General features: G+C 71.0%; 17 protein-coding genes. 10 read left to right on the top strand and 7 right to left on the bottom strand.

Translation table 11 applies throughout. The features are described from left to right. Positions 1-45: 45 nt before the first annotated feature. The 3 genes from J2Z30_RS20310 to J2Z30_RS20300 form a co-directional block, all read right to left on the bottom strand. Positions 46-1,317: a DUF5919 domain-containing protein gene (locus J2Z30_RS20310; protein WP_078956579.1), complete on the bottom strand. Its 1,272-nt coding sequence runs from the start codon at positions 1,315-1,317 to the stop codon at positions 46-48. 65 nt (positions 1,318-1,382) lie between these two features. Beyond that, positions 1,383-2,714, bottom strand: a complete 1,332-nt coding sequence (locus J2Z30_RS20305) for a copper amine oxidase (protein WP_044569184.1) — start codon at positions 2,712-2,714, stop codon at positions 1,383-1,385. Between the two features lie 55 nt (positions 2,715-2,769). Beyond that, complete coding sequence (locus tag J2Z30_RS20300; protein WP_209468755.1) at positions 2,770-3,567, bottom strand: Tat pathway signal sequence domain protein; 798 nt, start codon at positions 3,565-3,567, stop codon at positions 2,770-2,772. Between the two features lie 243 nt (positions 3,568-3,810). On the opposite strand from J2Z30_RS20300, the gene glgX reads away from it, so the two are divergent. The 9 genes from glgX to treZ all read left to right on the top strand — a co-directional run bounded on the left by glgX (position 3,811) and on the right by treZ (position 15,437). Continuing rightward, positions 3,811-5,955 (top strand): glycogen debranching protein GlgX, encoded by a 2,145-nt coding sequence (glgX, locus tag J2Z30_RS20295; RefSeq protein ID WP_044569186.1) that lies wholly within the window; start codon positions 3,811-3,813, stop codon positions 5,953-5,955. A 189-nt stretch (positions 5,956-6,144) separates the two neighbouring features. Next, positions 6,145-6,678 carry a DUF6879 family protein gene (locus J2Z30_RS20290; RefSeq protein WP_052701316.1) on the top strand — a complete coding sequence of 178 codons (534 nt, stop codon included), beginning with the start codon at positions 6,145-6,147 and terminating at the stop codon, positions 6,676-6,678. Between the two features lie 9 nt (positions 6,679-6,687). After that, complete coding sequence (locus J2Z30_RS20285; RefSeq protein WP_044569188.1) at positions 6,688-7,536, top strand: helix-turn-helix domain-containing protein; 849 nt, start codon at positions 6,688-6,690, stop codon at positions 7,534-7,536. Between the two features lie 145 nt (positions 7,537-7,681). After that, on the top strand, positions 7,682-8,095 hold the full coding sequence (locus tag J2Z30_RS20280; RefSeq protein ID WP_044569189.1) for an ATP-binding protein: 414 nt from the start codon (positions 7,682-7,684) through the stop codon (positions 8,093-8,095). After that, positions 8,086-8,244, top strand: coding sequence for a hypothetical protein (locus tag J2Z30_RS20275; RefSeq protein WP_209468754.1), 159 nt, complete (start codon positions 8,086-8,088; stop codon positions 8,242-8,244). Before J2Z30_RS20280 ends, J2Z30_RS20275 begins: the two co-directional genes overlap by 10 nt. A gap of 265 nt (positions 8,245-8,509) precedes the next feature. Then, entirely contained in the window at positions 8,510-11,005 is a 2,496-nt protein-coding gene (gene treY, locus J2Z30_RS20270) for a malto-oligosyltrehalose synthase (protein ID WP_044569190.1), read from the top strand. Positions 11,006-11,220: 215 nt separating this feature from the next. Next, a complete protein-coding gene (locus tag J2Z30_RS20265; RefSeq protein ID WP_044569191.1) occupies positions 11,221-12,345 on the top strand; it encodes a lytic polysaccharide monooxygenase in 1,125 nt (374 codons plus the stop codon). Between the two features lie 321 nt (positions 12,346-12,666). Further along, positions 12,667-13,575 (top strand): GNAT family N-acetyltransferase, encoded by a 909-nt coding sequence (locus J2Z30_RS20260; protein ID WP_044569192.1) that lies wholly within the window; start codon positions 12,667-12,669, stop codon positions 13,573-13,575. Positions 13,576-13,676: 101 nt separating this feature from the next. After that, entirely contained in the window at positions 13,677-15,437 is a 1,761-nt protein-coding gene (gene treZ, locus J2Z30_RS20255) for a malto-oligosyltrehalose trehalohydrolase (RefSeq protein WP_044569194.1), read from the top strand. 53 nt (positions 15,438-15,490) lie between these two features. Here the strand turns inward: treZ and msrB are convergent, their stop codons facing one another. From msrB to J2Z30_RS20235, 4 genes are all read right to left on the bottom strand, one after another. Then, the gene (gene msrB / locus J2Z30_RS20250) at positions 15,491-15,898 is read right to left on the bottom strand and encodes a peptide-methionine (R)-S-oxide reductase MsrB (protein WP_044569195.1); all 408 of its coding nucleotides are present in this window, start codon (positions 15,896-15,898) and stop codon (positions 15,491-15,493) included. A gap of 14 nt (positions 15,899-15,912) precedes the next feature. After that, positions 15,913-17,334 carry a UDP-N-acetylmuramate--L-alanine ligase gene (gene murC, locus J2Z30_RS20245; protein ID WP_044569197.1) on the bottom strand — a complete coding sequence of 474 codons (1,422 nt, stop codon included), beginning with the start codon at positions 17,332-17,334 and terminating at the stop codon, positions 15,913-15,915. Between the two features lie 135 nt (positions 17,335-17,469). After that, the gene (locus tag J2Z30_RS20240; RefSeq protein ID WP_044569198.1) at positions 17,470-17,946 is read right to left on the bottom strand and encodes a hypothetical protein; all 477 of its coding nucleotides are present in this window, start codon (positions 17,944-17,946) and stop codon (positions 17,470-17,472) included. Between the two features lie 75 nt (positions 17,947-18,021). Continuing rightward, the gene (locus J2Z30_RS20235; protein WP_078956580.1) at positions 18,022-18,927 is read right to left on the bottom strand and encodes a pyrimidine reductase family protein; all 906 of its coding nucleotides are present in this window, start codon (positions 18,925-18,927) and stop codon (positions 18,022-18,024) included. A 67-nt stretch (positions 18,928-18,994) separates the two neighbouring features. Here J2Z30_RS20235 and zapE point away from each other — a divergent pair, with 67 nt between their 5' ends. Continuing rightward, positions 18,995-20,119 (top strand): cell division protein ZapE, encoded by a 1,125-nt coding sequence (gene zapE / locus J2Z30_RS20230; protein WP_078956581.1) that lies wholly within the window; start codon positions 18,995-18,997, stop codon positions 20,117-20,119. The last annotated feature ends 89 nt before the right edge of the window (positions 20,120-20,208 follow it).

The following is a 20,208-nucleotide window of genomic DNA, read 5'->3' as shown; positions in this document are numbered from 1 at the left end:
CGTCAATTCACGACACCGCCGTCAGTTCAGGACACCGACGTCAGTTCAGGACACCGGCCGGGAGTCCGCCCAGACGCTTTCGAACTCCTCGCGGTAGGTGCCGAAGAGCCCGCCCTCGCCCTCCTCGGCCGCACCCTCGCGGACGACCTCACGGCCCCGTCCGCCGCCGCGCAGCACCAGGACCGGGGCCTCCATGCCCCGGGCCTTGCGCAGATACGACTGGACGACGGCGAGGCCGTCCGCGCCGTCGCCGTTGACCAGGTAGGCGGTGAAGCGGGGCGTCTCGTCGAAGACATGGATCTCGAACGCGTCCGGGTCCCGCAGCCGGGCGCGCACCCGCCGCATATGGAGGATGTTCATCTCCACCGAGCGGCTCATCTCGCCCTTCTTCAGGCCGAGCTCGCGCTCCCGCCGCCGCACCGCGCTGCTCGCCGGGTTGAGGAAGAGCAGCCGGGCCCGGCAGCCGGATTCGGCCAGCCGGACCAGCCGGCGGCCCGAGTAGTTCTGGACCAGGAGGTTGAGCCCGATGCCTACGGCGTCGAGGCGGCGGGCGTTGCCGAAGAGGTCCTCGGCGGGCAGCTGGCGCTGGAGCCGCACCCGGTCGGAATGGACGCCGACCACATCGGCGTAGCGGTCGCCGACGAGATCCTCGACGGCGTCGATGGGCAGCCGGTCGGCGGAGGGGGAGCCGGTGCCGCTGCCGAGGATCTCCAGCAGCCGGGCGGAGGCCCGCTCGGCCTGGGCGAGGACCGTCTCGGACAGGGCGCGGTTGCGGGAGACCACGTTGCGGGAGACTTCCAGCTCGTCCAGGGCCAGCTCCACCTCGCGGCGGTCGTCGAGGTACGGCTCGAAGCACGGCCAGTGCTGGACGAGGAGCTCACGCAGCTGCGGCAGGGTCAGGAAGCTGACGACATTGTCGTCGGCCGGGTCGAGCAGATAGCCCTTGCGCCGGCTGACCTCCCGTACGGCGACCGCCCGCTGCACCCACTCCTGCCCGGCGGGGCCGGCCGCGGCGATGACCCAGTCCTCGCCGTGGACCGGTTCGTAGATGGGCCGCAGCACGGCGCTGACGACGGCGCGCAGCCGCTGTTCCACGAGGTTGAGCCAGATGTAGGCCCGCCCGGCCCGGCGTGCGCGTGTGCGCACCTCGCTCCAGGCTTCGGCGCCCCAGTCCAGTTCCGCTCCGATCTCCATCGGCCGCACCACGGACACCGCGCCGGGAGGTGCGTCGGTGGAGCCGTCACCCCCGGGACCTCCGTCACCGGGGGGCAGCTCCAGCCCGCCCGAGCTCACCTGTGCACCGCCTTCCGCCCCCATCCAACGATCACCGCAGACTACTGCGCTGGCGGGGGCGGTGCGACACTCAGGTCCTGCCTATCAGGTCAACGTTCCTCTTCTGTATGGCCGTTGTGTCCGGACAGTGCAGGCGGCGTGAGGGGATTCATAGCGGTGACATCGCGCGGGGAGAGCTGGAAGCCCTGCCAGTGCACCGGCATCGGCTCCTGGTCCTCATCCCGGGCGATGTGATGGAACCCGATGTTGACCCACACGATGGGGTGTTTGAGGGTCTGCGCGTTGACCCACTTGTCGACGCTCTTACCGGCACCGGCGCCGCAATTGCGCAGATTGTTGCTGGCGAACTGCTCACACTTGTTGTACTCGGTGAAGTAGACGTCGTGTTTGGTGAAACTACGCCCCTGGTACTTGGTGGTGTGGCCCGGAACGATCTCGTAGCTGCGCGGATGGCCGTCCTTGTTCTTGCCCGCCGTGCTGACCACGCGCCACCACCGCGCCGCCGCCGCGTCACCGGCCAGCTCCTTGCCGACCGAGGTGCGGGTGGTCTTGGTCTTCGGGATCCGTCCGGGGGTCGCGGTGGTCTTGGAGTCGTACTGCTCGACCTTGCTCTTGGGCGAGCCGTCCAGCCCGAAGTTCAGCCGCCAGAAGACGTTGTGCGCATGGCTGGTGGCGTAGTCCTTGGCGCCCTTGCCGATGGGCCAGCCGCGGCCGTCGCCCGCGTCGTAGTCCATCGGGGAGAGCGTGCCGGTGGCGCCGGCCTGCATGGTCATGGTGCCGTCGCCGGCGAACCGCCACTCGGTGATGTACTCGTACCAGCCGACCTGATTGACGGTGTAGAGCAGCAGATCCTTGCCCTGGAGCTGGTAGACCTTGTTCTCACTGCCCGCTCCGAAACCGCCCTCGCCCATGCGGTAGGCGTGGCCGCGGGCCCGGGTGGTGGCGCACAGGCCCTTCACATTCGGGTGGTCGGGGTCCCAGGCGTCGGGCACCCGCACGGTCTTGATGGTGCCGCCGGGGCACTCGGCCGGATCCAGCTGCTGCAGCCCCTGGGCGAAGTCCTGCCCGGTGAGGTCGTCGTACTCATTGCTGCCGTCGTCGTAGGGCACATGGATCTGGCCCAGCTTCGCCGAGGTCAGCACCTTGATCGGGGCGCTTTCGCCCTTGGGCTGGTACGAGACGTCGTCGAGTACAAGACCGGCCTTGCTCTCGTAGTGCCAGCACATCCGCCAGGTGGTGCCGCCGTCGAGCTTCTGTTCGATTCTGTACGGGGCGCTGCAGTCCGCCGCGGCAGCGGTCCGCGGGGCCGCCTGGGCGCTGCCGACCGGCCCGGCGGCGATCGCCACGGTGCCGAGCAGCGCCGAGGCGCCGATGGCCGCCGCGACCCGGGCACGGGCGCGGCGGAGCCTGCTGTCAGGCATGGGGAGACTCCTGTAGTGAAGCGTTGAGAGGTGTGCGAGACGCTGGGGCCGGGCCCTAGCCGAGCTTGGTGACCTTGTGGGCGCTCAGGTCGACCACCATCTGCCGGGCGTCGATCCAGGGGCCGTTCACCACCCGGGTGAACAGCCGTACGCAGCGGTGCTTGCCGCAGTCCTGGACCGAGGCCGGACCGGGGTTGCTGCCCTCGCCCGCGCGGTAGACGAAGCCGGTGACGGTCAGCTGGTCCGGTCGGGTCAGCGCCTTGCCGGTGGCGTCCTTGAAGTCCTTCTTCAGCCCCTCGCCCAGCTTGTCGGCCATCAGCAGCCGCGCGGCCTCCATCACCTCGTCGCGGTTGGGCGGCGGCTGCACCGCGCGCTGGGTGTCGGTGCCGGTGACCTTGCCGCTGCCGAGGTCGACCGTCTTGGTGACGTAGGTGTCGTCCTTGTAGTCGTAGTACGTCACCTCGGCGCGGCGCGGCGGGTCGGCGGCCCCCACCTCGTCGGGACTCAGCTCCGCGAGGTCGGTGGAGAGCCGCTCGGGGCCCTTGGCGCCCTTGACGTCCTCGCTGCTCATACGGAAGTCGCGCCCGGCCGCGAGGCTCTGGGCGCGCTTCATCTCGTCGTCGGTCAGCGGATCGCGGCCGCTGCCGGTCTTGCGCTGCTCGGGCGCCTCCTCCACCACTCCGGGCTGCTGCCGGGCCGCCTGGCCCTGCTCCGCCGAGGAGCTCTGGGGTCCCCCACCCGAACCTTCCTCGCCGGACGCGCTCCCCGGGAGCGTCACCCCGACCATGACCGCCGTGGCGGTGATGGCCACGGCCGCGCCGGCCACCACCTTGCCCAGGTGGCGGTGCATCATCTTGCGCACATTCTCCCCCAACCCCCTCTGTCGTCTTATCAGAGCGCATAGCGGGATACGCGTATGCCTCCGGGTCACCCGGTAGGACGAACCGATATGGCCGTAGGTTGCCTCACTTTTGAGGAAGTTCTGCCGAAAGAGCGGATGGCTCCGGCCAGTTGGGAAAGGATTCAGGGTCGGTCATGTTCCGTCCGGTGCCTGGGGTGCTCGCGGCCCCCGGAGAAGAAGTGGAAGAGTCGACGCATGCAGGTCTGGCCGGGACAGGCTTATCCCCTTGGCGCCACCTACGACGGCGCCGGAACCAACTTCGCGGTGTTCTCCGAGGCCGCTGTCCGCATCGAGCTGTGCCTCCTGCACGACGACGGCTCGGAGACGGCGGTCGAGCTGCGGGAGTCCGACGCGTTCGTGCGCCACGCCTATCTGCCGGGGATCATGCCGGGGCAGCGCTACGGCTTCCGGGCCCATGGCCCGTACGAACCGGAGCTCGGCCACCGCTGCAATTCCGCCAAGCTGTTGCTGGATCCGTATGCCAAGGCGATCAGCGGGCGGGTCGACTGGGGCGAGGAGGTCTACGGCTACCACTTCGGGCGGCCCGACAAGCGCAATGACCTCGACTCCGCCCCGCACACCATGGCGTCGGTCGTGGTCAATCCGTACTTCGACTGGGGCGACGACCGCCCGCCGCGCACCGACTACCACCGCATGGTCATCTACGAGGCGCATGTCAAGGGGCTGACCATGCGCCACCCCCGGCTGCCGGAGGAGCTGCGCGGGACCTACGCGGCGCTCGCCCATCCGGCGATCATCGAACACCTGACCGAATTGGGCGTCACCACACTGGAACTGATGCCCGTACACCAGTTCGTCCACGACCACCGGCTGGCCGACGCGGGGCTGGCCAACTACTGGGGCTACAACACCATCGGCTTCTTCGCCCCGCACAACGCCTACGCCTCCTGGGGCGACCGGGGCCAGCAGGTGCTGGAGTTCAAGTCGGCCGTCCGGGCGCTGCACCAGGCGGGCATCGAGGTCATCCTGGACGTGGTCTACAACCACACGGCCGAGGGCAACCACCTGGGCCCCACGCTCTCCTTCCGGGGCCTGGACAACGCCTCGTACTACCGGCTGACCGAGGACCGCCGGTACTACATGGACACCACCGGCACCGGGAACTCCCTGCTGATGCGGTCCCCGCACGTGCTCCAGCTGATCATGGACTCGCTGCGCTACTGGGTGACCGAGATGCATGTGGACGGCTTCCGCTTCGATCTGGCGGCGACGCTGGCCCGGCAGTTCCACGAGGTGGACCGGCTGTCGTCGTTCTTCGACCTGGTCCAGCAGGATCCGGTGGTGAGCCAGGTGAAGCTGATCGCCGAGCCCTGGGACGTCGGCGAGGGCGGCTATCAGGTCGGCAACTTCCCGCCCCTGTGGACCGAGTGGAACGGAAAGTTCCGGGACACCGTGCGGGATCTGTGGCGCGGTGAGCCGAGGACGCTGGCCGAGTTCGCCTCCCGGCTGACCGGCTCCTCCGACCTCTACCAGGGCGACGGGCGGCGCCCGCTGGCCTCGGTCAACTTCGTCACCTGCCATGACGGCTTCACCCTGCGCGACCTGGTGAGCTACGACGCGAAGCACAACGAGGCCAACGGCGAGTCCAACCAGGACGGCGAGAGCTACAACCGGTCCTGGAACTGCGGGGTCGAGGGCGAGACCGACGACCCGGCGGTGCGGACACTGCGCGAGCGCCAGATGCGCAACTTCATCGCCACCCTGATGCTCTCCCAGGGCGTGCCGATGCTCAGCCACGGCGATGAGTTCGGGCGCACCCAGGGCGGCAACAACAACGCGTACTGCCAGGACAACGAGGTGTCCTGGGTGCGCTGGCCGGATCACGCCAAGGGGCAGGACGGCGAGCGGGAGCACCGCTCGGCGCTGGAGCTGCTGCGCTTCACCCGCTCGCTGGTATGGCTGCGCCGCGACCACCCCGTCTTCCGGCGCCGCCGCTTCTTCCACGGGCGGCCGGTGGAGGGCACCCATGACGAGCTGTCGGACATCGCCTGGTTCACCCATGAGGGAGAGGAGATGACGCCACGCGACTGGCAGGCGGCGCACGCCAAGTCCCTCGCGGTCTTCCTCAACGGCAGCGCGATCTCCGAACCGGGGGCGCGCGGTGAGCGGATCACCGATGACTCGTTCCTGCTGCTGTTCAACGCCCACCACGAACCGCTGGACTTCGTCGTGCCCATCGACCACGGCAAGCAGTGGCAGCTCATCGTGGACACGGCGGTCGCGGAGGGCGTGGAGCCGGGCAGCGGGTCGAAGGTGGCGGCGGGCGACCGGCTGACCCTGGTGGACCGCAGCCTGATGGTGCTGCAGCGGCCCGCCTAGGGTCTGGGGCCGGCTCAGGTCCGGGGTCCGCCCGGTGGGGAGGACCGCGATGAAGGCGCATGAATACTGCGCCCCCTTTCGGCTCCGGCCGGGAGGGGGCGCCTTTGTGCTGCCTTGCGCTCTTGACCGAGGGGTTCTGGTGGATGACCGTCGTAGAAGTCCGTAGAAGCAAAAGGAATGGGTAGAGCCATGACGCTACGGTTCATCGCGAAAGACCCGAACACGAACGGTGACAACTGCCCGACCGTCTGGGTGGATGAGAAATCGAAGGACCTCATCATCCAGGGGTGGAAGGCGGACAGCGCGACGGAGCAGGAGTGCCTGGAGACCGGCAACAGCCCGGAGAACCGGGATGAATGGTGGAACGACTTCCATTCGACCATCGCCGAGGCGGTGGAACGTGGGGTGAAGGTGCGCCGGGCCCGGGTCGTCTCCGAGCCGCTCTCGGAGTACATCCGCTACGAGCACTCCTGCACGTTCCAGAACATCCTGGCGGGTGAGGAGGTCCGGTGGCTCCCGCGCCGCCTGGCCTCGGACCTCTTGCTCCCTGGCAACGACCTGTGGCTCTTCGACAACGACCTGATCCGTTTCGGGCTGTTCTCCGGTGAAGGAGCCTTCGTCGGACATACCCTCAGCGTTGACCCGGACGTGAGCAAGAACGTCTCCGAGGCTTTCGAGAGCATCTGGAGCCGGGCACTTCCGCATGACCGCTACTCCATCTGAGCGCAGGGAATGACCGAGTCACCTACAGCCGCCGTGCAAGCTGCCCGACGCCAGCTCGCAGCCCGTCTCCGGAAGATCCGGACCGAGGCGGGGCTGACGGCCACGGAGCTTGCACGGCGGCTCGACTGGTACCCCTCGAAGGTCTCGCGCATCGAGCACGCCCGCACTCCTCCGGCGATAGCCGATATCCGAGTCTGGTGCGCGGCCTGCGGCGCCGACAACGCTGTGGAGGACCTCGTGGCCTCCGCCCAGTCCGCCGACTCGATGTACATGGAGTGGCGACGGCTCCAGAAAACCGGGCTACGGCACCTCCAGGAGTCCCGGGCGGAGTTGTATGACCGCACTCGCCTGTTCCGGGTGTACTGCTCCACTGTGATCCCCGGGCTCCTCCAGACGCCCGCCTACGCCGCCGCGCTCCTGGAGTCAATCTCGCGGTTCCACAACACCCCGAACGACGTGACCGAGGCCGTAGAGGCCCGGATGAAGCGCTCCCGAGTGCTGTACACCAATGGCAACCGCTTCTCGGTGCTCGTGGAGGAATCGGTCCTGCAATACCAGATCGGCGACACGGAGACGATGGCGGGACAGCTCGGCTACCTGCTGACCCTGATGTCCTTGCCCTCGGTCAGCCTCGGCGTGATCCCGTTCTCAGCCCCGCGCCCGACCTGGCCCCTGGAGACGTTCAATGTCTTCGATGACGCGCGGGTCCACGTGGAGTTGCTCTCGGCAGCGGTGAAGATCACGGCTCCGAGCGAGGTGGAGCAGTACGTTCGGGCCAGCAAGACGATGGCGGGAATGGCCGTATACGGGAGCGCGGCGCGCGAGCTGATCACCGAGGCCATCACCCACCTCGGGTAGACCAGATAGAAAACCGTAGAAACTGATTGAGGACACTTCTCCACCTTCCCTACGGTCGCTGCACACCGGCTTTCCCTCAGGTGATTCCGCCGTCCTTGGCGATCTGGGGCGCGAAGTCGGCGGGTTCCTGCTGATCGTTGGACAGATGTCCGTGACCGCTACACCTCGCCCCACGGGGCACCCCGGATACTCCCAGACCATGCGCCGCGCGCCGGAGAGCGCAGAGGTCGCCCACAAACTGGCACGGACCGCACTGGCCGCCTGGGGCGAGGAGGACCTGATCGAGGACGCCGCCCTGGTGATCAGCGAGCTGGTCTCCAACGCCGTCGACCATGCCCGCCTGGAATCCATCCGGATCGTCGTCACCCGGCCCTCCGAGAAGTTAGTCGGCCTTGGCGTCGTGGACCGCTCCCGCAATGTTCCCTACGTGCGGACGGACTCCGATGGCGACAACACCCGGGGCCGGGGGCTGCTGTTGGTCGACGCCCTCACGGACCGATGGGGGACGGACCGGTACCGCTGGGGCAAGCAGGTCCGGGGTGAGCTGAAGTGCGACTGATCATCCTTGGCGCCGACTATCCGCAGCACTGCCGCCCGCATGACCTCACCGCGGCATGCCGGACGCCCGGCGCCGCATGCGAGACGGGCGAGGCCCTGCTGGCCCCCTACAACACCGCCTCACGCGAGGGCGGACGCGCGGCCCCGTAAACCGGGCGGGCCACTGGCTACCCGGGTCCCCCGTCCCGGGTTCGACTTCGCCGCTGGTGGTCCGCCCCCCAAGCCCCCCCCTGCCGGCCGGTACAACCGAGGCGCACGAGCAGGGTCCTGTTGACGCCTTCGTCCGGGATGTCGTTCTCGGGGTGCCTGATCGGATCCGGGCCCCAGTGCCGGTACTCACCCCGAAGGGTCATCGAAACCCTCAGGTAGATGTCCTTTTTGTGGTGGGGCGCGTCGGGTGGGTACGTACGTTCATATGACCGCTGACCCCGGCACACCCACCGCCACCTATCGCCTCCAGCTCCAGCCCGCCTTCCCCTTCGCGGCGGCGGAGCGAGCGGTGCCGTATCTGGCCTCGCTCGGCGTCTCCCATCTGCATCTGTCCCCCGTGCTGGAGGCGGTGCCCGGCTCCAGCCACGGCTATGACGTGGTGGACCACTCCGCCGTCCGGGCCGAACTGGGCGGCGAGGAAGGGCTGCGCGCACTCGCCCGTACGGCGCGGGCGCACGGCCTCGGGCTGATCGTCGACATCGTGCCGAACCATATGGCCGCCCCCGCCCCCGAGCGGCTCAACGCCCCGCTGTGGGGGGTGCTGCGGGAGGGGCCGGAGTCGCCGTACGCGCGCTGGTTCGACATCGACTGGCGGGTCCACGGTGGCAAGGTGCTGCTGCCGGTGCTCGGCGGTCCGCTCGGCGAGGAGTGGGACCGGCTGCGGGTCGAGGACGGGACGCTGCGCTACTACGACCACGCCTTCCCGCTGCGCCCCGGCACCGAGGGGCTGCCGCTCGCCGAGCTGCTGGACGCCCAGTGGTACCGGCTCGGCTGGTGGCGGCTGGCCCGCACCGAGCTCAACTACCGGCGGTTCTTCACCATCTCCGAGCTGATCGCGGTGCGGGTGGAGGACCCGGAGGTGTTCGACGCGACCCATGCCACGCTGCTGGAGCTGGTGCGGGACGGGGTCGTGGACGGGCTGCGGATCGACCATCCGGACGGGCTCGCCGACCCGGAGGGGTATCTGCGGCGGCTGGACCGTGCGGTGCGGGCGGCGGCGTCAGAAGGCGACATCGGCCAGCGGACAGCGCCGGAAAGGGGCGGCGCCCGCTGGACCGTCGTCGAGAAGATCCTCGCCCGGGACGAGCGGCTGCCCGCCACCTGGCCGGTCGCCGGGACCACCGGCTATGACGCGCTGCACCACATCGACGGGCTCTTCGTCGACCCGGACGGTCTGGAGAAGCTGACCGCCCTCTACCGCGCCTTCGCCGCTCCCCCGGCCGACCTGGGCGGCGACTGGGCCGCCACGGTCCGCCGCGCCGCCCATGAGGTGGTCACGCATGAGCTGGCCGCCGAGGTGGAGCGGCTGACCCGCACCGCCTCCCGCATCTGCGCGGCCGATCCCCGGCTGCGCGACCACGCGCCCTGGGCGCTGCGCACGGCGATCCGCGAGCTGCTGGTGCGGCTGCCGGTCTACCGGCCGTACGCCGCCGTGGGCGGGCCGCCCGCGACGGACGCCGACGCGGTGATGCTGCGCTCGGCGGCGGCGGACGCCCGGGAGGCGTTCAGGGTGGCGCAGGAGGCCCGGGTGGTGCGGGTGGTGCGGGACGCGGCGCTGGGCGGGCTCGGGGACGGCCCGGACCACCGCGACTTCTGCGCCCGCTTCGCCCAGACGGCGGCCGCGCTGCGCGCCAAGTCGGTCGAGGACACCGCCTTCTACCGCTACACCCCGCTGCTGTCGGCCGCCGAGGTGGGCGGCGATCCGGGACGGCCTGCCGTGGCCCCCGAGGAGTTCCACGCCTTCGCGGCACGGCGCTCGACGGACTGGCCCGCCACCGGCACGGTGCTCTCCACGCACGACACCAAGCGCAGTGCGGACGCTCGGGCCCGGCTCGCGGCGCTCACCGAATCCCCGGGCTGGTGGGGGCGGACGGTCGAGGAACTGACCCGCTCGGCCCCCGCCCCCGATCCCCAGCTGGCCTGGACGGCCTGGCAGACCGCGCTCGCGCTGGGCCACGGGGACCCCGAACGGCTGGTCCCGGCCGTGCTCAAGGCGGTGCGCGAGGCGGGGCTGCGGACGACGTGGACGGAGCGGAACGCGGCGTACGAGGCGGAGGTGACCGCCTTCCTGGAGGCCGGGCCGTGCGCGGCCGACCCGTCGGTGTGGGCCGCGATCGGCGCCGAACTCGACGGACCGGCGCGGGCCAACGCGCTCGGCGCCGCCCTGCTCCAGCTCACCATGCCGGGCGTCCCCGACCTCTATATGGGCACCGAACACGTCTATACGGCCCTGGTCGACCCGGACAACCGCCGCCCGACCGAGCTGGGCGGCGAGCCGACGGACGGCCCGTCGGCCGAAAAGCTGCTGCTCACCCGAGCCGCACTGAACCTGCGCCGGGCGCATCCGGAGTGGTTCGGCCCCGGGAGTACGTATACGCCGCTGCTCGCCTCCGGTCCGTCCGCCGAACACTGCGTGGCCTTCTTACGGACGGACAGCAGCCCGGACGGCATGGACAGTACGGACGGCGGCATGGGCAGTACGGACGGCATGGACAGCACCGGCGGCACACCCGGCGGCGCCGTCACCGTGGTCACCCGGCTCTCGCGGCGGCTGGCGGAGGCAGGTGGCTGGGGCGCGGCCCGGCTGCCGCTGCCACCGGGCCGCTGGCGGGACCTGCTGACCGGGCGGACCGCCGAGGGTTCGGCAGCGCTGGATGAGCTGCTGTCCCGGCTTCCGGTGGCGCTGCTGGTCCGGATCTGACGGGCCAACCGGAAGCCGCCCGTCCGGGCCCATCCGAACGGCCCACCGGAACGGCCCGTCCAGCCCCCTCCCTGACGGGCCGCCAGAAAGCCTGCGGCCTTCATGTCCTGAAGCATTTACAGCTGCCCTGGGGCGCGCTACGTTCACCAAGAAATTGGGAGCGCTCCCACGCCGACGGTTCCTGACCCGTTCACGTCGAAGGGAAAGCACGCGCAATGCCTCGACGATCACTGGCACTCGCCTCATCCGCACGCCCTCCGGGCGGCTCCCGCGCGCGCAGGTCCGTACTGCTGGTCCTGCTCTCGGTCCTGCCCGCCCTGGGCCTTGTCTTCTTCTCCGGCGGCAGCGCCTCCGCACACGGCGCACCGATGGCGCCGGGCAGCCGCACCTATCTCTGCTGGAAGTACAGCCTGTCCTCGACCGGTGAGGTCAAGCCGACCAACCCGGCGTGCAAGGCCGCGTACGACAAGAGCGGCGCGACGCCGTTCTACAACTGGTTCGCGGTGCTCCGCTCGGACGGCGCGGGCCGCACCAAGGGGTTCATCCCGGACGGCAAGCTGTGCAGCGGCGCGGCCACCGTCTATGACTTCTCCGGTTTCGACCTGGGCAGCAAGGACTGGCCGGTGACCCATCTGACGTCCGGCAAGTCGATGCAGTTCTCGTACAACGCCTGGGCCGCGCACCCGGGGTCGTTCCGCAGCTATGTCACCAAGAGCCCGATCGACCCGACCAAGCCGCTCACCTGGAACGACCTGGAGGACCAGCCGTTCAACACGGTGACGAACCCGCCGCTGTCCGGTCAGGTCGGCACGGTGGACGGCAAGTACACCTGGACGGCCGATCTGCCCTCCGGCAAGAGCGGACGCCACATCATCTACACCGTGTGGACGCGCTCGGACAGCCAGGAGACCTTCTACAGCTGCTCCGACGTGGTCTTCGACGGCGGCAACGGCGAGGTGACGGTCCCGGGCGCGAGCAGCGGCGGCGGTGGCGGCGGTGGCGGCGATCCCACGGACCCGCCGGGCAACCCGCCGACGGCCTCCTGCGCCGCCACCCAGAAGGTGACCAGCACCTGGAACGGCGGCTACCAGGCCGAGGTGACGGTCTCCAACTCCGGTGTCACACCCATCTCCTCATGGATGGTCGACTGGACGGTGCCGTCCGGGCAGCGGATCGACAGCGTCTGGAACGGCAAGCTGAGCGCCAGCGGTTCCTCGGCATCGGTCACCAACGCCGACTGGAACGGTTCACTGGCCACCGGGACGTCGACGACCTTCGGCTATACGGCCGGCGGCGGCTCTCCTGACCCAACGGCCGCGCCGATCTGCATGGTGCACTAGTCTGCGTCTCACATTGGTCCACGCAGGTGCTCCGACCCGCTCATTGATCTGTCAGGTGCACCTCATCCCGCGCGCCGGTCTGCCGCTCCTTCCCCCTCGCGGGCGGCAGACCGGCCCCGCCGGAAAATATCGCGTGGACACGGAGACATCGGCGCCCATAGAGTGCGGCCACGCCCTTGATCGAGGAAGGAGGCGAGAGCAATGAACATCACGACGTTTCCGCGCTCCCGCCCCCTGTCCCCCGGGCGTACCCGCGTCTGATCACACTTCGTTCGATCAGGCATCCGACCGGGAGCGCATCTCTCTCCTGGAAGGAATTCCATGACCGATCTGGTCATCCGTCCCCTCACCGAGGGCGACGCCCATCTGTTCCATGACCTTCAGGTCCCCTCGCTCGTCGGCCGGGGCGTCTTCGGCCACACCTACGCCACCGTCGGCCAGGGCGGCGAGTACCGCCCCGACTGGACCTGGGTGGCACTGCGCGAGGGGCGGGTCGTGGCCCGCGCCGCGTGGTGGGCGGGGCCGGAGGACTCCGCGCCCATCGCCATGGACTGGTTCGACTTCGCCGAGGGCGAGGCCGACGCCGCCGCCGAACTGCTGCGCACCGCGCCGCTGCGCACCGAGTACGCCCTGCTTGCCCCGCCCGGCTGGCGCGAGCAGCCCGAGGTGCGGGCCGCCGCCCAGGCCCGTGTCGACGCCGCCGTGGCGGGCGGGCTCACCCCCCTGGTCGAGCGCTACCGCTATGAGTGGACGCCGGAGTGCGGACTGCCCGCCCGCCCGGGGCGGCTGGAGTTCCGGCCGGAGCCCGATGACGCGGCGATCGAGGACGTGCTGCGCCGCATCATGCCGGGCTCGCTCGACGCCCACGACCGCCGCGCCATCGAACGAGGAGGTGTCGACGCCGCGGTGCGGGAGCTCATGGACTTCTTCTCCTGGTGTCCGTCGCCGCGCGAGTGGCGGCGGCTGGCCTGGACGCCCGAGGGCGAGCTGGTCGGCATCCAGGTGCCCGCGCACAATCCGTCGGGCCCCTGCGTGAGCTTCATAGGGGTCGTCGCCGAGCAGCGCGGCCACGGCTACGCGTACGACCTGCTCGTGGAGTGCACCCACGACCTGGTGGAACGGGGGGCCACGAGGATCGCGGCGGCGACGGACCAGCCCAACCTCCCCATGGCCGCGCACTTCGCCAGGGCGGGGTATCCCATCACCCAGGAGCGCATCGACCTCGTCTGACCGATGTCGCCCTGCTGTGCCGCCGGCGCCGCGTCCCGCAGCATGGTCGAGGATCGTAGCCAGGTCGAGGATCGTCGCCAGGTCGAGGTGAGGAGACGCCAGTGCTGTTCGAGGTGTGGGCGCCGCACGCCGAGCGGGTCGGGCTCCAGGTGGACGGGCGGGACCGTCCCATGGCGCCCGACCCGGGCCGCGCGGGGTGGTGGCGGGCCGAGGCCGAGGCCGGGCCCGGCACGCGGTACGGCTTCGCGCTCGACGGCGGCCCGCCGCTCCCCGATCCGCGCTCCCGCCGCCAGCCGGACGGCCCGGAGGGGCTGAGCGCGGTGGTCGACCACTCCCGCTTCCGCTGGGAGCGGGAGTGGTTCGGGCGGCCACTGCCGGGCGCGGTCCTCTACGAACTGCACATCGGCACCTTCACCCATGAGGGCACCTTCGACGCGGCGGCCGAACAGCTGCCGCACCTGGCCGAGTTGGGCATCACCCATGTGCAGCTGATGCCCGTCTGCCCGTTCCCCGGGACCCATGGCTGGGGTTACGACGGCGTGGCGCCCTGGGCGGTGCACGAGCCGTACGGCGGACCGGAGGGGCTGGCGCGCTTCGTGGACGCCGCGCACGGGCACGGCCTCGGCGTGGTCCTCGATGTGGTCCACAACCATCTGGGCCCCTCCGGGAACCACCTCCCGGCCTTCGGCCCGTACTTCACCGACACCCACCACACCCCCTGGGGCGCGGCGGTCAACCTCGACGCGCCCGGCTCCGACGAGGTGCGCGCGTACTTCCTCGGCAGCGCGCTCGCCTGGCTGCGCGACTTCCGGCTCGACGGGCTGCGGCTGGACGCGGTGCACGCGCTGCGCGACACCCGGGCCCGGCACTTCCTGGCCGAGCTGTCGGCCGCCGTGGACGCGCTGGCCGCCCGCACCGGCCGTCCGCTGTTCCTCATCGGCGAGTCCGATCTCAACGATCCGCGTACCACCGCCCCGCGCGAGGCGGGCGGCCACGGTCTGCACGCACAGTGGAACGACGACTTCCATCACGCCCTGCACACCTTCCTCACCGGTGAGCGGCAGGGCTACTACGCCGACTTCGCCGCCGAGGGGCCCGGGGCGCTGGTCAAGACGCTGATGGGCGGCTTCTTCCACGACGGCACCCATTCGGCGTTCCGGGGCCGCCGCCACGGCAGTCCGCTGAACACCCACACCACCCCCGCGCACCGGCTGCTGGGCTACGCCCAGACCCATGACCAGGTGGGCAACCGCGCGGTCGGCGACCGGCTCTCCGCCCGGCTCTCTCCCGGGCTGCTGGCCTGTGCGGCGGCCGTGGTGCTGTGCGCGCCCTTCACCCCCATGCTCTTCATGGGCGAGGAGTGGGGCGCCCGTACGCCCTGGCAGTACTTCACCGACCACCAGGATCCGGAACTGGCCGAGGCGGTGCGGTCCGGCCGCCGCCGGGAATTCGCCGCCCACGGCTGGGCCGCGGGGGACGTGCCCGACCCCCAGGACCCGGCCACCCGGCTGCGGTCCTGCCTCGACTGGCGGGAGCCGGAGCGGGAGCCGCACCGGGCGCTGCTCGACTGGTACCGCCGGTTGATCGCGCTGCGCCGCGCCGAACCGGCCCTGACCGACCCCACCTGGTCGTACACGGGCCTGTCCTCCGGTTCGGACGGCTGCTTCAGCTTTCAGCGCGGCCCGCTGCGGGTCCTGCTCAACCCGGGCGACCGGCCGGTCAAGACCTGGCTCGGGCCCCGGACCGGCGAGGTCACCGAGGTGGTGGCCGCCTGGCGGCGGATCGAGCTGCCGGGCCCGGACGGCATGCTGAGGCTGCCGCCCGAGACCGCCGCCGTGCTGCGCTGCGGCTCACGGCGATGAGCGCGAGGCTCAGGCCGAGGCGCCTGAGCCTCTCCGCGGGGTCTCCCCGGCCGTCAGCTCTCCTCTGGGCTCAGCCGCAGCGAGATGGAGTTGATGCAGTACCGCTGGTCGGTCGGGGTGGGGTAGCCCTCGCCCGCGAAGACATGGCCGAGATGCGAACCACAGCGGGTGCACCGCACCTCGGTGCGGACCATGCCGTGCGAGCGGTCCTCGATCAGTTCGACGGCCGAGCTGTCCGCCGGGTCGTAGAACGACGGCCAGCCGCAGTGGCTCTCGAACTTCGTCTCCGAGCGGAACAGCTCCGCCCCGCACGCCCGGCAGGAGTAGACGCCGACCGTCTTGGAATCGGTGTACTCACCGGTGAAGGCACGCTCGGTACCGGCCTCCCGCAGTACGTGGTACTCCTGCGGAGTCAGCTCCGCGCGCCACTGCTCCTCCGGCTTGTCGATCTCGTACGCCATGGGGACGGACCTCCTCAGTTCTCCGGGCTCTGCAGGCGGGCGAGGATCTCAGGACCGAGGTCCGTCACATCGCCGGCGCCCATGGTGAGAACAAGGTCACCGGGCTTCGCCATTCCGCCGATCAGCTCGGGCACCGCGTCCCGGTCGTGCTCGGCGGTCACATCCGCCCCGTGACGGGCCGCGGCGTCGATGATCAGGGCGCTGGTGACGCCGGGGACCGGGTCCTCGCGGGCGGGGTAGATGTCCAGGACCACGGAGGCGTCGGCGAGCGCAAGCGCCTCGCCCATCTCGGTGCCCAGCTCCTGGGTGCGGCTGAACAGATGCGGCTGGAAGACCACCAGCACCCGGCCCTCCCCGGCGCCGCCGCGGATCGCCTCGAGGTCCGCGGCGATCTCGGTGGGGTGATGGGCGTAGGAGTCGATCACCTGCACCCCGGCCGCGGTGCCCTTGAGCTGGAGCCGCCGCTTGACGCCCGTGTACGAGGCGAGGGCGGGGGCCAGCTCGGCGGCCGGGACGTCGAGGGCGGCGCCCGCGGTGAGCGCGGCCACCGCGTTGAGCGCGTAGTGGCGGCCGGGGACGGAGACGGTGAAGGTGAGCTCCGCGCCGCCCAGGGACTGCGCGAGCCGTACGGTGACCTCGCTGGTCAGCCCGTGCGGCTCGACGGCCAGGACTCTCACGTCCGCGCCCGCGTCCGCGCCGTAGGTGAGCACCCGCAGACCGTCGCGCCCGCCGACCCGGGCGGTCAGCTCACGGGCACCGGGGTGATCGGCGGAGATCACCAGCGCGCCGCCGGGCCGGACCCGGCCGACGAAGGTCTGATACGACTCGTAGATCTCGTCCATCGAGGCGTAGTTGGCGTGGTGGTCGAGCTCCACATTGAGGATGATCGCCACCTCGGGCGCGTACTTGTGGAAGCTGCGGTCGCTCTCGTCGGCCTCGGCGACGAAGATCTCGCCCTCGCCGTGGAGGGCGCTGGAGCCGGGGGCGTCCAGATCGCCGCCGATGACGTACGACGGGTCCAGGCCGAGGGTGCGCAGCGAGACGGCCAGCATCGAGGTCGTGGTCGTCTTGCCGTGGGTGCCCGCGACCGCGATCGGCCGGGAGCCGTCCATCAGCGCGGCGAGCGCGTCGGAGCGGTGCACCACCGGGATGCCGCGCTCCCGCGCCGTGACCAGCTCGAGGTTGTCGTCGCGGATGGCGCTGGAGACGACGACGCTGGTGGCGTCGGCGGCGAGGTTCGCGGCGGAGTGGCCGATGTGCACCGTCGCGCCGAGCTCACGCAGCGCCCCGACGATCGGCGAGTCCTTGGTGTCGCTGCCCGAGACCCGCGCGCCGCGCATGGCGAGAACCTTCGCCACGCCCGACATCCCGGCGCCGCCGATGCCGATGAAGTGCGGTCGATCCAGCGTGTCGGAGGCGGTGCCGGCCGGTGCCATGTACGGGTCTCCCCTGGTTCGCGGTGTGTGCTGTCGGCCCGATTCTCGCACCCCGGCGGCCCGCCCCCGCCGATGGCCGCCGACGGCCGACGGGGGGCCGGGGGGCTGGGGGCCGGGGGGCCGGGGGGCCGGGGCTCAGCCGCCGGCCGAGGGCTGGTCCTCGTCCACCGCGTGCGCGAAGAGCTTCAGCACCGGGACCCCCACCTTGTGGCGGGCCCGCGAGGCCCAGTCCCGGTGGAAGAACTCCTCCACGAAGTGCGGGGCGGTGAGCACGATCACCTCATCGGCCCGGGTCTCCTCCACCACCCCGCGCAGCACCTCCAGCGGATGACGCTGGACGACATGGCCGCGGGCCCGGCTCCCGGCCGCTTCGAGTGCCGCCACCGAGTGGGTCAGCGCCCGCTCGGCGGGCTCCAGCGCCTCCTTGCCCTCCGGCTCGCCCCCCTCCTGGGCGGCCTGCTCCAGCTCGCCGAGGGCGATGTCGTCGATCGCGCGCAGCAGCCGGTCCTTGCTGCCCCGGGGTTGCATCAGGACGACGAAGGAGACCGGATCATCGCCGTGCAGGGTGGTGACGAATTCAACGTCGGCGGGGGTCAGGGGCTTCTCAATCATCAATACGCTCGTGAACACGGCGGATGCCCTTCTCCTTCGCGATCCCATTCGCGGGTTTACAGACGTTTTTATGAGTTATTGGTAAATCCGACGGTAGCGGGTGAAAAGAAACCCGGCTTCCTCCAGAACGGAAGCGAGAGTGAAGCGTTCCGGTTCCCCCAGTACGGGGCCGTTCATGATCCGCTTCGCGTCCCCCGCGGTGACCAGGGGGGCCACCGCCAGACACAGCTCGTCCAGCACCCCGGCCGCCGCGAACTCCGCCAGCAGCGTGGGGCCGCCCTCGGTGAGCAGCCGGGTGTGGCCGAGCTCCGCGAGCGCGGTCACGATCGCCGCCGCGCCCACCCGCCCGGACGGCCCCGCTCCGGCGAAGACCACCTCGGCCCCCGCCGCACGGGCCGCTTCGATCCGCTCCTCGGCTGCCGTCGCACCCGTGATCACGATCGTCGGGACCAGCGGCTCGGTGAACAGCGGCTGCGAGAAGTCCAGGTCCAGGCTCGCGCTCACGACGGCGATCGCGGGCGCGGGCGACTGGCCGAGCGCCGCCCGCCGCTTGGCGAACGCCTCCCGGGCGCGCGCCGGGCGGTAGCCCTCGCGGCGCGCGGTCTCCGCGCCCACGACGACGGCGTCGGCGAGCCCGCGCAGCACTCCGAAGATCCGCATGTCCGCGTCGGAGGACAGGGGCTTCGACCGGCCGTCGTGTTGGGCCGCCCCGTCCAGCGAGGACACCATGTTGGCCCGCAGAAAGGCGCCGGAGGGGCCGTGCGGCGGCTCCGGGTACGCATAGGCGTCGGCCAGTTCGCCAAGGGCCCATTCGCGGTTCTCGGCGGGCGTTTCGGCGGAAATGCCCGCAGTCGTCGCGTCGGACGTTCCGACAGGTGTTCCGGCGGACGTTCCGGCGGGCGTTTCGGCAGGCCTTCCGGTGGGCGTTCCGGTGGGCGTTTCGGCAGGCGCGGGGACAGGCACGGGGAACAGGCGTCGCATAGGCCGCAGTGTGACATGCCTCCCTCTCGGACAGTGGTCGGGTGAAGAGCGACTACCCTGGACATCCGTGTCTGCACCAACCACCGCATCCGGCTCGGCAGGCCGCATAGCCGCCGAAGCCACCGAAGCCCCCGCAGCCCTCACCGCCCGTGCGCCGCAGGTTCCGGCGGAGCGTCTGGTCGCCGAGATGGTGCCGCCGCCCCGCTTCGCCACCGTGAGCTTCGACAACTACCTCACCGACCCCGGCCAGCCCAGCCAGGCCGAGGCGGTCGAGGCGCTGAGAGCCTTCGCCGCACGGCTCGGCGACGGCGCGGCCGCGAAGGGCGGGCGCCGCAGGCACTGGTTCCGCCGGGAGGCCAAGCCCGCCGCGAACGGCGGCCCGCGCGGGATGTACCTCGACGGCGGCTACGGCGTCGGCAAGACCCATCTGCTGGCCTCCCTGTGGCACGCCACCCCGGCCGCCCCCGAGCTGAAGGCCTTCGGCACCTTCGTGGAGCTGACGAACCTGGTCGGCGCGCTCGGCTTCCAGCAGACCGTGAAGACCCTGAGCGGACACCGGCTGCTGTGCATCGACGAGTTCGAGCTGGACGACCCGGGCGACACCGTGCTGGTCTCCACGCTGCTGGGCAAGCTGGTCGAGGCGGGCGTGGCGCTCGCCGCGACGTCCAACACGCTGCCCGGCAAGCTGGGCGAGGGCCGGTTCGCCGCCGCCGACTTCCTGCGCGAGATACAGGGGCTGTCCGCCCGCTTCCGTACGCTGCGCATCGACGGCGAGGACTACCGCCACCGCGGTCTGCCCGCGGCCCCGGCCCCGCACTCCGACGAGACGGTCACCCGGGCCGCGCACCGCGTCCCCGGCGCCTCCCTGGACGACTTCCCCGCCCTGCTGGACCACCTCTCCCGGGTGCACCCGAGCCGCTACGGCGCGATGTGCGACGGCCTCCAGGCCGTCTGCCTGACCGGGGTCGCCCCGGTCCCCGACCAGTCCACCGCGCTGCGGCTGGTGGTGCTGGCCGACCGGCTCTACGACCGCGAGGTGCCGGTACTGGCCTCCGGGGTGCCGTTCGACCAGCTCTTCAGCGAGGAGATGCTGAGCGGCGGCTACCGGAAGAAGTACTTCCGGGCGATATCCCGGCTCACCGCCCTGGCCCGGGACGCGAAGGGGCTGGCCGACGCGGCGTACAAGCGCTGATCGGATAGTTCTTGCGCATCGTTTAGTTATTGGGCATCGCTTAGTTCATGCGCATCGCTGATCGAATGGTTCCCGCGCGCCCGCGCGCG

The organism is Streptomyces iranensis (assembly GCF_017874715.1).
In the GTDB taxonomy this organism is placed as follows: domain Bacteria; phylum Actinomycetota; class Actinomycetes; order Streptomycetales; family Streptomycetaceae; genus Streptomyces; species Streptomyces iranensis.
The sequence above is the reverse complement of the archived record's forward strand: the minus strand, read 5'-3'. Positions and strand labels throughout refer to the sequence as shown.

What these genes read in the sequence shown, in the direction of transcription:
- J2Z30_RS20310 (WP_078956579.1), bottom strand. Translation starts at nt 1,317, where the DNA reads ATGGGGGCGGAAGGCGGTGCACAGGTGAGCTCGGGCGGGCTGGAGCTG.
- J2Z30_RS20305 (WP_044569184.1), bottom strand. Translation starts at nt 2,714, where the DNA reads ATGCCTGACAGCAGGCTCCGCCGCGCCCGTGCCCGGGTCGCGGCGGCC.
- J2Z30_RS20300 (WP_209468755.1), bottom strand. Translation starts at nt 3,567, where the DNA reads ATGATGCACCGCCACCTGGGCAAGGTGGTGGCCGGCGCGGCCGTGGCC.
- glgX (WP_044569186.1), top strand. Translation starts at nt 3,811, where the DNA reads ATGCAGGTCTGGCCGGGACAGGCTTATCCCCTTGGCGCCACCTACGAC.
- J2Z30_RS20290 (WP_052701316.1), top strand. Translation starts at nt 6,145, where the DNA reads ATGACGCTACGGTTCATCGCGAAAGACCCGAACACGAACGGTGACAAC.
- J2Z30_RS20285 (WP_044569188.1), top strand. Translation starts at nt 6,688, where the DNA reads ATGACCGAGTCACCTACAGCCGCCGTGCAAGCTGCCCGACGCCAGCTC.
- J2Z30_RS20280 (WP_044569189.1), top strand. Translation starts at nt 7,682, where the DNA reads ATGTCCGTGACCGCTACACCTCGCCCCACGGGGCACCCCGGATACTCC.
- treY (WP_044569190.1), top strand. Translation starts at nt 8,510, where the DNA reads ATGACCGCTGACCCCGGCACACCCACCGCCACCTATCGCCTCCAGCTC.
- J2Z30_RS20265 (WP_044569191.1), top strand. Translation starts at nt 11,221, where the DNA reads ATGCCTCGACGATCACTGGCACTCGCCTCATCCGCACGCCCTCCGGGC.
- J2Z30_RS20260 (WP_044569192.1), top strand. Translation starts at nt 12,667, where the DNA reads ATGACCGATCTGGTCATCCGTCCCCTCACCGAGGGCGACGCCCATCTG.
- msrB (WP_044569195.1), bottom strand. Translation starts at nt 15,898, where the DNA reads ATGGCGTACGAGATCGACAAGCCGGAGGAGCAGTGGCGCGCGGAGCTG.
- murC (WP_044569197.1), bottom strand. Translation starts at nt 17,334, where the DNA reads ATGGCACCGGCCGGCACCGCCTCCGACACGCTGGATCGACCGCACTTC.
- J2Z30_RS20240 (WP_044569198.1), bottom strand. Translation starts at nt 17,946, where the DNA reads ATGATTGAGAAGCCCCTGACCCCCGCCGACGTTGAATTCGTCACCACC.
- J2Z30_RS20235 (WP_078956580.1), bottom strand. Translation starts at nt 18,927, where the DNA reads ATGCGACGCCTGTTCCCCGTGCCTGTCCCCGCGCCTGCCGAAACGCCC.